Below are 10,726 nucleotides of genomic sequence, written 5' to 3' on the forward strand. Positions count from 1 at the left end.
GAAACCGGAGGCTGTGGTGTCGTTGCAGGTGTCACTCCGGGCAAAGGCGGACAGGAAGTGCACGGAGTGCCTGTATATGACTCTGTAAGAGAGGCACTTTTAGAGCATGATGCAACTGCAGGTGTTCTGTTTGTCCCGGGCGGTGCTGCGGGTGACTCAATTATGGAAGCCGCATACAACGGACTTGAGCTTGTAGTTGCATCATGCTCTAAAAGTGCCTCTCTTACAGAGTCATATACAGGCACTCCGTGCACTTCCTGTCCGCCTTTGCCCGGAGTGACACCTGCAACGACACCACAGCCTCCGGTTTCCTCTGCATAGCGGTTCATTAAATCAATATGAAATGCACCCTGCTTTCCGGTTGCGCCCTGAACTATGACTTTGGTCGTCTTATCACCATATATCATAATCCTGCCTCCCTGACCGCGTATGTGATGACCTCATCCATCGTATCAAGCATCATATATCCGTTTTCATTCAGTATTCTGCGACCCTCAGCCTCATTGGTGCCTGCAAGCCTGACAACAACCTTCTGGGTAACGCCTGCACTTACAATCCCGCGTGCAACCTCATCGCATCTGGTTATTCCCCCGAGAAGATTTACAACAATGACACTTACTCCGGGCATCTCGGATACCAGCCTTACGGCATTGCATACACGCTCCTCTCCTGCACCGCCACCGACATCCAGGAAATTTGCCGCCTTTCCGCCGTAAAATTCAATCAGATCAAGAGTGGACATTGTAAGTCCTGCACCGTTTCCGATAACACCAATTGAACCCTCAAGTTCAACATATGAAAAGCCAAACTTCTCAGCTCTTCTTTCCCGGTCGGTTAAGTCGCGGTTTACCTCAATACCCTGCCGGTATAAGGCATTGTCATCAACTATCAGTTTTGCATCTGCGGCGTACACACCGTTTTTAGTTGTGACAAGAGGATTTATCTCAGCTAAAAGAGCGTCCTTTTCGCAGCATACACGATAGAGCTTGTTTATTACCGGACCCAGCTCTTTAGGAACACCTTTTAGGAGCCTTCTCATCATAAAAGGGGGTATATCATGCAGGATTGGTGCAATCCATACCTTCTGGAGAGCATCAGGGTTGTCTTTTGCAGTCTGCTCTATATCAACGCCGCCTGTTGCAGAAAAAAGTATGACAGGCTCTTTTCTTGCCCGGTCGAGTGTTATGCTCACGTAATATTCATTATCAATCGGAAGCTTCTCTTCAACAAGAATCCTGTCAACAGGAATTCCCTTAATCTCCCTCTGAAAAAGAAGTGCTGCTTTCTCCTTTGCATAAACGGATTCTGTAATTATAACTCCGCCTGCTTTTCCCCTTCCGCCGACATCGACCTGGGCTTTTAGGACAACCTCATCTCCGATGTCATTTAACCTTTCATCGATCTCTTCAGGGTTTTTAATAACAAATCCCTTTGCAACAGGTATTTTGTATTCTTTAAAGATCTCTTTTGCTTCAAATTCCAGGAGTTTCAAGTCTGTTTACCTCCGTTTATTCCAAGTTCAAATCCCGCATTTAAGGCCTTCATATTGAGCTGTTCTGTTCCTTTCGGAACGCTGTCCATAACCGCCATCTCTATTGCATCACGGCTTACAATACCGGTTGAACTCACAAGTGCCCCAATCATTATAATATTTGCAACAATTGCACGTCCGGTGATTCTCTTTGCCTCCCCGGTTGCAGGAATTTCAACACACCTGCATTTGGGCCGTGAGAATACAAGACCTGAATCAAGAAGCATAATTGCATCATCCGGAGCATCTGCCCCGTATTTCTCATAACCCTGCTGTGACATTATGACATATATGTCAGGAGATGTAACCTCGGGATAGAGTATATCGTCATCGTCGATTACAACCGCACTCATTGATGCGCCGCCCCTTGCCTCGGGACCATATACCTGGGTCTGGACAGCAAATTTTTTGTCATATATTGCAGCGGCACGTCCGGTAATTACGGCAGAGAGTATTATTCCCTGACCACCGAATCCGGAGAATAAAACCTCATGTCTCATTTCTCAGACACCCCCATAGCAGGCCGGTTGCGGCGGACAAATTCGCCGACCGTGAACATGCCTTCGGGAACAGACTTTCCTTCCTCTTCAAGTCTTCTCTTCTTTGAAAGAAGAATTGAATTATTCTTCATGTGTTCAATCATATCGGAAGGCTGCCTGAGCTTGTTTCTCCTCCCAAATGATGTGGGGCACTGTGTCATAGCTTCAATAAACGAAAAGCCGGTAGTTTCCATCCCTGTCTTAATCGCTTTTGTAAGCTCTTTCACATGATATGTGGTCCAGCGTGCCGAGTAGTTTGCACCTGCCGCAACCGCAAGTTCGGCGAGATCGAATACTGACTCTGCCGCACCATATGGTGTTGTTGTTGAGACGGCACCAACAGGTGTGCAGGGGCTTCCCTGACCTCCGGTCATTCCGTAGATCATATTGTTCATACATATGACAGTCAGGTTAATATTCCGCCTGCATCCGTGTATGAAATGATTTCCGCCTATTGCGGAGAGGTCTCCGTCTCCTGTGAATACAACAACATTGAACTCAGGTTTCGCCATCTTAACACCGGTTGCAAACGCGATTGCACGTCCGTGTGTTGTGTGAAGGGAATCTGTTGCCACATATCCGGGAGAGCGTGATGAACATCCTATTCCGGATACGAATATTGTATTGTCTATCTCCCATCCCATCTCAACGACGGCATTTAAAGTGCAGTTTATAACAGTCCCGTTTCCGCACCCGGTGCAGAATATATGGGGCATTCTTTCATGCCTGTACCAGTCCTCAACAGATAATGTCAAAGGTATCCCTCCATTGCTTTTAAGAGTTCATCCGGATTGTGCATCTCACCGCCAAGTTTTGGAAGTGAGAGAACCTCGACATTTGTATGGCGTGCAACCTCTCTTGAGATCTGGCCCATATTCATCTCGGGAATTATGAAAACCTTTGCTGATTTAAATTCAGATAAGACTTCTTCCGGAAACGGCCATACCATTCGCAGGTTGATGTGCCCGATTATAAGATCCGGCCTGTCCTTCATAATCTGCCTTACAGTCCTTGTTGCAGGTCCGTATGTCAAAAAGACAACTTCAGCATCATGATTTATAAGGTCATAGTCAGCGATCTCATGCCTTTTTGATTCCACTTTTTCAACAAGCCTTTTTACAAGAGATGAGTGAATCTCATGATCATTGGTATCAGGATATCCGTTCTCACCATGTGTCAGGCCGGTCACATGAACCCGGTGACCCTCGCCAAATACAGGAAATCCCGGGATCAAATCCTCTCCGGCCCTGAAAGGAAGTTCTCCCTTTTCAAGCAGTTTTCGATTTTCGGTCTCAACTGTGTCAGGTATTACAACTCTCTCACGCATGTGCCCGATAGTCTCATCAGACATTACAAATACAGGACATCTGAATCTTTCTGCAAGATTAAATGCCTTTACTGTCAGTTCAAACATCTCCTGAACAGTTGACGGGGTGAGTGCAATTATACTGAAATCCCCGTGTGAGCCGAAACGGCACTGCATCATATCCCCCTGTGCAGACATTGTCGGCTGACCTGTTGAGGGCCCTCCGCGCTGAATATTTACAATTACACACGGGGTTTCGGTCATAACAGCATATCCGAGATTTTCCATCATCAAAGAAAATCCGGGACCGCTTGTTGCAGTCATAGCCTTTGCTCCGGTCCAGGAAGCACCGATAACGGATGATATGCTTGCTATTTCATCCTCCATCTGAATAAAAGTCCTGCCCAGTTTCGGCATTCTCTTTGCCATATGCTCGGCAACCTCAGTTGACGGGGTGATAGGGTACCCGCCAAAAAAGCTGCATCCCGCGGCAAGTGCTCCTTCTGCACAGGCTATATTTCCCTGCATAAATTCAATTTTGCTCAAAACTCTATCACCACACCAGGCTGTTCGTACGGCTCTTCCTCAACCCATGTTATAGCCTGATCAGGGCATATAAGCTGACATACCCCACACAAACGTCTCTGATATAATTTCTGAAGTCTGCAGTTTGTACATCTGCCGGGTCTGTCAAGAGAAGGAACAATTATTCCCTTTTCATTGATTTGGGATCCCTCCTGAAAAATATTGTAGGGGCATACCAGTGTACATAGATTGCATCCTTTGCAACGACTCTCATCTATTATAAGTTTCATGAGTTACGACCGTTTTAAAATTATTCTGACTATATTATTGAGCACCAATGCTACTAAATATATTCTTTTGGACTATGGATGAAAAATTTAATCCAATGCTGACAGTCAGAGGGAAGACAGAAAGCATCAGAAAACCAGGACTTTTTTTAAGATTTAGTTTAGTCCTTTTTTTCATTTTAAAAGCGTTCTTTAAAAATGCCTGCCGCTTTTTTGATGACGTCTTTGTATATGTCTCCGCCTTTTGAGTCCATCCCGACTGTAAGGGGTAACCTGTCAACTTCTATCTTCCATACCGCTTCTGCCATCCCGAGCTCTTCATAAAAGACCCCTTTTAACTCCATTTTAGATGCGGCAAGTGCGGCACACCCGCCGGTGTATGCAAGATATACCCCCTTTCCTCTCAGGATTTCAGATACATCATCACTCATCCCTCCCTTTCCGATGAATGCACGAACGCCGTTTTCGATGAGAAAACCGCAGAGTTTATTCATTCTTGCGGATGTGGTAGGCCCTGCTGCCACAACCTTTGAATCCTTAATAACAGGTCCGCAGTGAAATATGGCCGCACCTTTTGGGTCAAACGGAATTCCCTTCTCCGTCATCTCAGCGTGGGCTTCATCCCTTGCCGTGTATATGATTCCTGTCAGATACACTATATCTCCTGCAACAAGGTCTAAAACCTCACACCCGAGCGGAGTCTTTAATTCAGTCATCTAAAGCCCCCCGGTATCAACTTCCACAGTTGCCCGCCGGCATGCCCAGCACTGAACATTTACTGCAACAGGAAGCGATGCAGTGTGGCAGTGTCCCCTTTTGACCTTTACTGCAATGCAGGTAAAATCACCGCCAAGACCCATGGGTCCGATTCCAAGTTCATTTACGCAGTCGCAAAGTTCCTGTTCAAATTCATCCATTACATCAGCAGGTTGCAGGAGCGCCTCTTTTGCAAGCGATGCAACACCGTCAAATGTACTTCCGATTCCGACACCTAAAATTACAGGAGGACAGGGTCTTCCGCCTGCAATCAGCATAGTCTCAACAACAAATTTTTTTATCTCATCTGCCTGCGTGGGAAGAAGCATTGCAAGACGTGACATATTCTCACTGCCGCCGCCCTTTGGCATCGCAGTTATTGTAAACTTATCGCCGGGACTTATGTGAACTGCAGGAGTGCCAATACCTGTATTATCTCCGGAATTATGCCGGGTAATCGGATCAACTGCATTCGGGCGGAGAGGTATCTCAGCCGTTGCCCATTTCACGGCATCAGATATACCATCATAGATTGCCCCGCATAACGGTATTTCAGGCGGAAGTGTCACGTAAAATATGTGCAGCCCGGTGTCCTGACATATTGGAACAGATAGATTTTCTGCTTCCTTTAAATTTTCAAAGATATTTTTATACTCGGATTTTGCAACAGGATTTGTCTCGGCTGTTGAGACCTTCAAAAGAGCCCTTAAAAAATCAGGCGGCAGTTTAATCTCGGCTTCTTTTATTGCACAAAAAGCCGCGTCAGACACACGTTTTCGGATCAGATCTTCCCTTTCTGCCATAATAATCACATATATTGTTAGATATCCCTATTATTCCCTTTGCAGTTCTCTTATTTTTCCATAGCTTTTTTCTTCATATCCACAGGCATTTTCTCAATCGCGTACCGAAGAGAAGTCCTTGGCATAACCTCTTTGTTATCCATGACATAGGAGAAAACCTCATCGGGATACTTCTGCGACAACACTTTTAGCATCCGGCCGTAACCTTTCCTGACCATATCATCAGAGTCTGTTAAAAGTGCATCTGCCGTTTTAAAGATATTTTCGGAGTAAAGTCCCCATTTTGCCGGAATGATAAGTGAGACTGCCGCTGCACGCCTGACCCAGCGGTTTTCTGACTTTGTCCAATCAAATACAGAATCCAGGTATTTAGGATATTGTATCAGAAATTCACCGCCGAATCCTGTGCATAGGGAATCGCAGTCTATCCGGCAGCAGAGACTGTTTTTCACCCATTTTTCAAAATAAGTAAAATGTTCGGGACTGTATATCTTTTTTGAACGCTTTGCCCAGTCAAAAGCAATAGCACGAAGTTCAAATGAATTTTCGCTTACAAGACTGTCACAAAGATAAAAAACAGACCAGTCAGGCATTTTTTTCACTCCCCCCTGCCAGTATCTCCTTGCGACATCACGGACAAAGGGTTTTTTAACACCAATAAAGCCTTCTGCCGGCACTCCGTTTAAGGAAACTTCCCGTTCTATATATTTTGGATCGCTTCTTTTTTGCAGATCATCTTTTAGAAGGAAAATAATATAATCCTCACTTAAATCACGGATATCCATTTATTTATCCTTTTTAGTATTATGCAGGAATGGAAATTAAACAGTCCCTTAACTCACAGGAGCAAAAGAAACAAATAAAAATCAAAATTGTTAAAAACGTCAGAAAATAGTAATCAGGCTGAACAGCCCCGCTTAACAAATTTTAATAACCAAAAAAAATATTCAGATTAAAAAATCAGGGGAGATATTCAGGCTTCGATTTTATTTTCTGCAACTATAATGCGGGTAGGAGTTGGAAGCTTGTATCCTGCCGAATTTAAGGCAACCTTTGCCTTTTCGATATAGTTGTCGGTAGTGTATACTGTCATAACTTTCTGGCGTATCTGCACACGTGCTGCTGTACCTACTGCCTTTCCGAAAGCTTTTCTCATCCCTTCTGACACACGGTCAGCACCTGCACCTGTTGCCTGTTTGTTCTCACGAAGCACCTGGTGCGGGAAGGTACGGATCTTGAAATGATAGTTCATCCTTCCAATCTCCTTTAAGAGTTTACGGTTTACAGTCATACGTGCTGCTTCAAGCGCCTTATTCTGTATCTGGCATGCCTCATCAACTATAATTGAAATCTCGACAGGGAACTGCTGTTTTGGGTTTCCCATATCAAACTGAACAATCTTTGAGCCGGGTACACCACCCATATATTCACGTCTGGTGTATGCCCTTTTTGAGATTGCTTTGTACATTTTTGCGGGTTTTCGAACCATTTGTATAAACTCCTAGTGATCTAGATGTGCTATAAAAAATGGGGATAAATCCTAATAAACCTAACTATCTGATTGCATGTGAACAAAACTGGTTATATTGTCCCTTCACCCATGAGAGAAAGGACGTATTTGCGTAGATTCGCAAACTCCGGCGCAGTCCTCTCTCTGCATCGGGGAATATCAACCTCAATTACCTCTTTGATATTTCCGGGACGCGGAGACATCATGATAATTCTGTCAGCCAGAAATACAGCCTCATCCACACTGTGTGTCACAAAGATCACGGTCTTTTTTGCACGCTTCCAGATCTCTAAGAGCTCTCTTTGCATCATATTTCTGGTTTGTGCATCAAGTGCCCCAAAGGGTTCGTCCATTAAAAGAACCCCGGGGTCGTTTGCCAGTGCACGTGCAATTGCAACACGCTGCCGCATCCCGCCTGAGAGTTCATGAGGGAATGCATCTGAAAACTGTTCAAGTCCGACAAGTTCAATATATTTTTCTGAAATCTCCAGCCTCTCTTTTTTTGCGACACCCTTCATCTCAAGACCAAATGCAATATTGTCAATAACATTCAGCCACGGAAATAGAGAATATTCCTGAAATACCATCCCGCGTTCGGTATCAGGACCTGAAATCTCATTTCCGGCCAGAAGAGCACTGCCTGAAGTAGGCATATCAAGACCGGCAATTATTCTTAAAAGCGTTGTCTTTCCACACCCGGACGGACCTACAAGACATATAAATTCCTCATCCTCAATTTCGAGATTTATGTCCTCAAGTGCCACAACCTCATCATCCTCACCTTCCGAGAAAACCTTCCTTAAGTGTTTTATAGATAACTGTGACATCTAAAGATCCTCCTCGCGCCATTTCAGCATCTGTTTGTTAACGTAGTGTCTGAAGACGAGATCTATTACTAACCCGATAAATCCCAGAATCAGCATATAGACAACGACACTTGGCATCTGATGCAGGTTATAATAAGTCCAGAGATTTTTACCAAGCCCGTATTTGCCACTTCCGGCACCAAAAATTTCTGCACCGACAAGACACATCCACCCGACACCCATCGATATTCTGATGCCGGACATGATAGACGGGATTGCAGACGGAAATGCAACCCTGCGTATAAGGGTCATATCGCCGGTACAGCCAAGAACCTTTCCGGCTTCGATGAAAACCTTTGGAACCTCACGAAATCCTGTATATGTATTGATTAGAATCGGAAACACGGCTCCTATGAATATGATAAATCCTGCAGCGGCGTTTGTGAGTCCAAACCATATAATTGCAAAGGGAATCCATGCAAGCGGAGGGATAGGACGGATTAGTTCTATCAACGGGTTTAAGGCCATATCGACGTCCTTAAACCAGCCCATTGCAATACCGACAGGTATCCCCACAAGTAGCGATGCCGCCATCCCTATTCCAAAATGAAGAAGACTGAACCAGAGATCCTTTAATAGAGAACCCTTTGGACTGAATGCCATTTCCAGAAATGCCAAGATTACGTCTGTAAAACTTGGCAGAAGAAACGGATTGCTAACAAAATATTCAGCCACAATCTGCCAGATTATTATGAAGACTATTACAGACACAGCCGGAAGCAGAAATGTTTTTCTGTTATCCATCTTTTTTGAAATCATATTCTCTGTCCTTATGAAAAAAATGCACTATGATATAAAAACAGCCTGAAAAGACAATAGCAGTTTTTGTGCATTTTTTATTGCATTTAAGATTCTCTCATTATGTTTAAAAAATAACTCATAAGAGCAGACTGTCCGGACCTTAATGCAAATACTGTAAAAAAGTCCATCAGTCAAAAAAATTAAAAATAATTAATAATTATTCTCAGGCAGCTGATACTGCCTTTTCATAGAATGAAAAGTCAAAGATCTCATCTTCGGCGAGATTCTTTTTGATATATCCAAGTTCATTCTGAGTCTTAACATACGACATTACACCGTCGACAATAAGATTTGGATTGGACACCCATGCGCCGTCCCAGTTATTAAAGGACGCTTCTGCAACTTCTTTTGTATTTTTTGTATAGTCAGAGTATATCTGTGCAGCCTCATCCAGATTCTGACTGTTGTACTCTGTTGCCTTAATGTGCGTCTTTACAATCTCAGTTACTGCATCGGGATTCTCCCTGATGAGTTTGCCGCTTACAACCAGAACACAGCACGGATGATCCGGACTCATAACACCTGACCAGAGGACAATCTTTCCGTTTCCTTCCTGTTCGATTACAGTAGGTGACGGTGCAGGAAGGAATACTGCATCAATCTGACCTGCGGTGATTGCTGTAATTGCATCTCCCGGGCCCATAGGTCTGATATCAACATCATTGTCTGCATCAATTCCGTTTGCTGCAAACCATTCTCTTAAAATTGTGTCCTGAATTGTTCCGGGCGGGAATGTTGCAATTGTGTGCCCTATTAAGGACTCAGGGCCTGTATATTCAATATCCGGCCTTACAACAAGTGCTGATCCCTGTGTCTGAACAGCAGCGACTATTTTCGCATCAAGTCCTGTTCCAAGAGCAGAAAGAACAGGTGCCGCGCCGACATATGCAACATCAATGTCCCCGCCAAGCATTGCCTGCATTTCAGGCGCTCCTGTAGGGAACTGGAACTCGTTCTTTGCAGAATCAACTGTGAATCCGTAAGGCGCAAGATTTTCTGCCCACCATCCTTTCTTCATTGCAGTCATGTATGCAAGCTGGTGAGTACTCGGCTGATATCCGAAGTTTAATTCTTCTGTCTCAACTTTTGTTGTATCAGCAGGTGTATCAGTACAGCCCGCACACAGCATGAATCCTGCTGCAATCAATACTACCATAAAAAGACCGGTAATTTTTTTCATTTTAATCCCCGTTTATAATAATAAAACACATCATTCTTGATCACAAACATATAATATGATATCTTTTTGTGCACATTTATTTGCCTCAATAGGAAATTTCATTGAGAAAATATACCTCATGAGCTTAACCTTCACCAAATATATGACTTAAAGTATACAACCCGGTTTTAAGCCAAAAATATTCTTCTCCCTGTTTATTGCAAAGTATGAAAATCAAAAGATTCCTGAAGCACATAAACAACAATCAAAAAAGGGAGTCTCCCCTTAAACAAATTCATGTTTTTAGGAAGTCAGACCAATAGTCGCCTTAAATATGCTTCTGGACATACATTATTATCAGGAGTTTTCTGTTTATGAGTAAGGATCCGTTAAGGGGAGGTCGTCTTGGTGATAATCGCCCTTCAGAAGTCTGGGGATATCTTTCATCCGCAGAGGCAGACCGCTTTATAGGAGAATCTGATATCCTTGTTGATATCGGACATCTTCTGATGCTGAAAAAGCAGGAGATTATAGATTTGGATTCTGCAAAGGCAATAATGGAAGTTCTTTTAAAACTTCACAAAGAAGGCCTTTGTGATTCGGTCTATGATCAGAAATATGAGGATATCCATGCCGGAATCGA

12 protein-coding genes and 3 pseudogenes are annotated in these 10,726 nt (G+C 43.9%); 2 read left to right on the forward strand and 13 right to left on the reverse strand.

What is annotated here, in order from left to right; genetic code table 11:
• Window positions 1–66: 66 nt before the first annotated feature.
• Window positions 67–141: pseudogene (locus ACTB1O_RS07590) on the forward strand (hypothetical protein); the annotation flags it as partial.
• Between the two features lie 47 nt (window positions 142–188).
• On the opposite strand, the pseudogene ACTB1O_RS07595 reads toward ACTB1O_RS07590, so the two are convergent.
• The 13 genes and pseudogenes from ACTB1O_RS07595 to ACTB1O_RS07655 all read right to left on the reverse strand — a co-directional run.
• Window positions 189–407, reverse strand: a pseudogene (locus ACTB1O_RS07595) (succinate--CoA ligase subunit alpha); the annotation flags it as partial.
• On the reverse strand, window positions 404–1,492 hold the full coding sequence (gene sucC / locus ACTB1O_RS07600; protein ID WP_462994535.1) for an ADP-forming succinate--CoA ligase subunit beta: 1,089 nt from the start codon (window positions 1,490–1,492) through the stop codon (window positions 404–406). The pseudogene ACTB1O_RS07595 and the gene sucC, both read right to left, overlap by 4 nt.
• Entirely contained in the window at window positions 1,489–2,031 is a 543-nt protein-coding gene (locus ACTB1O_RS07605; RefSeq protein WP_462994536.1) for a 2-oxoacid:acceptor oxidoreductase family protein, read from the reverse strand. Before ACTB1O_RS07605 ends, sucC begins: the two co-directional genes overlap by 4 nt.
• Window positions 2,028–2,786, reverse strand: coding sequence for a thiamine pyrophosphate-dependent enzyme (locus tag ACTB1O_RS07610; RefSeq protein ID WP_462994546.1), 759 nt, complete (start codon window positions 2,784–2,786; stop codon window positions 2,028–2,030). Before ACTB1O_RS07610 ends, ACTB1O_RS07605 begins: the two co-directional genes overlap by 4 nt.
• A 35-nt stretch (window positions 2,787–2,821) precedes the next feature.
• A complete protein-coding gene (locus ACTB1O_RS07615) occupies window positions 2,822–3,922 on the reverse strand; it encodes a 2-oxoacid:acceptor oxidoreductase subunit alpha (protein ID WP_462994537.1) in 1,101 nt (366 codons plus the stop codon).
• Window positions 3,919–4,191 carry a 4Fe-4S dicluster domain-containing protein gene (locus ACTB1O_RS07620; protein ID WP_462994538.1) on the reverse strand — a complete coding sequence of 91 codons (273 nt, stop codon included), beginning with the start codon at window positions 4,189–4,191 and terminating at the stop codon, window positions 3,919–3,921. The genes ACTB1O_RS07615 and ACTB1O_RS07620 overlap by 4 nt, the downstream gene beginning before the upstream one ends.
• A 176-nt stretch (window positions 4,192–4,367) precedes the next feature.
• Complete coding sequence (locus ACTB1O_RS07625) at window positions 4,368–4,904, reverse strand: FumA C-terminus/TtdB family hydratase beta subunit (RefSeq protein ID WP_462994539.1); 537 nt, start codon at window positions 4,902–4,904, stop codon at window positions 4,368–4,370.
• Window positions 4,905–5,747 (reverse strand): fumarate hydratase, encoded by an 843-nt coding sequence (locus tag ACTB1O_RS07630; protein WP_462994540.1) that lies wholly within the window; start codon window positions 5,745–5,747, stop codon window positions 4,905–4,907. It abuts the gene before it with no gap.
• Between the two features lie 50 nt (window positions 5,748–5,797).
• Window positions 5,798–6,532, reverse strand: a complete 735-nt coding sequence (locus tag ACTB1O_RS07635; protein WP_462994541.1) for a DNA alkylation repair protein — start codon at window positions 6,530–6,532, stop codon at window positions 5,798–5,800.
• Between the two features lie 188 nt (window positions 6,533–6,720).
• A complete protein-coding gene (locus tag ACTB1O_RS07640; protein WP_462994542.1) occupies window positions 6,721–7,236 on the reverse strand; it encodes a 50S ribosomal protein L16 in 516 nt (171 codons plus the stop codon).
• A gap of 92 nt (window positions 7,237–7,328) precedes the next feature.
• Window positions 7,329–8,084 carry an ABC transporter ATP-binding protein gene (locus ACTB1O_RS07645; RefSeq protein ID WP_462994543.1) on the reverse strand — a complete coding sequence of 252 codons (756 nt, stop codon included), beginning with the start codon at window positions 8,082–8,084 and terminating at the stop codon, window positions 7,329–7,331.
• Window positions 8,085–8,882 carry an ABC transporter permease gene (locus ACTB1O_RS07650; protein ID WP_462994544.1) on the reverse strand — a complete coding sequence of 266 codons (798 nt, stop codon included), beginning with the start codon at window positions 8,880–8,882 and terminating at the stop codon, window positions 8,085–8,087.
• Between the two features lie 205 nt (window positions 8,883–9,087).
• Window positions 9,088–10,104 (reverse strand): ABC transporter substrate-binding protein, encoded by a 1,017-nt coding sequence (locus tag ACTB1O_RS07655; RefSeq protein WP_462994545.1) that lies wholly within the window; start codon window positions 10,102–10,104, stop codon window positions 9,088–9,090.
• Window positions 10,105–10,457: 353 nt separating this feature from the next.
• Here ACTB1O_RS07655 and ACTB1O_RS07660 point away from each other — a divergent pair.
• A pseudogene (locus ACTB1O_RS07660) lies at window positions 10,458–10,726 on the forward strand (argininosuccinate lyase); the annotation flags it as partial.

It is taken from the genome of Methanomicrobium sp. (assembly GCF_055145805.1).